This window comes from Oleiphilus sp. HI0067, from assembly GCF_001635735.1.
This window is the reverse complement of sequence record NZ_LWFI01000784.1, coordinates 1-1,074: the sequence shown is the minus strand read 5'-3', so window position 1 is coordinate 1,074 and position 1,074 is coordinate 1. Positions and strand designations below refer to the sequence as shown.

2 protein-coding genes are annotated in these 1,074 nt (G+C 43.7%); both read left to right on the top strand.

What is annotated here, in order from left to right:
- Nucleotides 1-233, top strand: a 233-nt coding sequence (locus A3739_RS08515) for an antibiotic biosynthesis monooxygenase (protein ID WP_068501033.1), incomplete at its 5' end; no start/stop codon positions are given.
- Between the two features lie 272 nt (nucleotides 234-505).
- Nucleotides 506-1,074, top strand: a 569-nt coding sequence (locus A3739_RS08510; protein ID WP_197472207.1) for a cbb3-type cytochrome c oxidase subunit I, incomplete at its 3' end; no start/stop codon positions are given.

Genomic DNA, 1,074 nt, shown 5'->3' with positions numbered 1-1,074 from the left:
AAGATGCAGCACTTGAGGTGCTTGCAGCCTCAGTAAAAGCCCCCGGTTTTATCTCGGGAGAGTCCTTAAGTGATATCGAAAATCCTCGTCACCACGTCATTCTTTGCAAGTGGCGTAGTAAATTAGACTGGGATAAATGGTTCGAATCTTCCGAGCGAAAAGAAGCTATGTCTAAGCTTTCGCTGATGCTTGAAAGAGAAGAACACGTCACTCTTCTTGACTCCCGTCATTAAACCCCGCATCAGGGCTGAGGTTTCAGCTTTAGCCCTACAACTGTTCGCTTTTTGTTCATCTTTCTAAAGTTGAACTAAACTCTTGAGCGAAATCAATTTAGCGGCAGATTTGGTTGATTTTGCATAGTGCTACATTTATTCTTCGCGCCATCTAGGTTTTTGCCCTAGATCACAATGGCAAATAAACTAAGTGCTGATTTCCGACCAGCTTCTGAACGCTTTGATTCGAATTAAAGCAAGCCTCGAAAACGCAACTGAATGGATCTTCAATAATGAGCAACGAGATCAACCCAATCACTTACAACTATAAAGTTGTACGACAATTCGCCGTGATGACGGTGGTATGGGGAATTGTCGGCATGGCTGCAGGCGTATTTATCGCCGCTCAATTAGTTTGGCCGGAGTTAAACTTCGACAACCAATACTTGAGTTTTGGCCGTATTCGACCACTGCACACTAACGCGGTCATCTTCGCCTTTGGCGGTTCCGCATTGTTTGCAACATCGTTATACGTTGTACAGAGAACCTGTCAAGCACGTTTGATCTCAGACTCTCTCGCATCATTCGTATTCTGGGGCTGGCAAGCAGTTATTGTTGCAGCAGCAATAACTCTTCCAATGGGCTTCACTAGTACAAAAGAATATGCTGAGCTTGAATGGCCAATTGATATCTTAATTGCACTAGTATGGGTTTCTTACGCGATTTTATTCTTTGGCACTATCACTAAGCGCAAAACCAAACATATTTATGTTGCGAACTGGTTCTACGGTGGCTTCATCCTGACGGTTGCAGTACTCCATATCGGTAACAATTTGGCTATTCCAGTTACCTTTATGAAGTC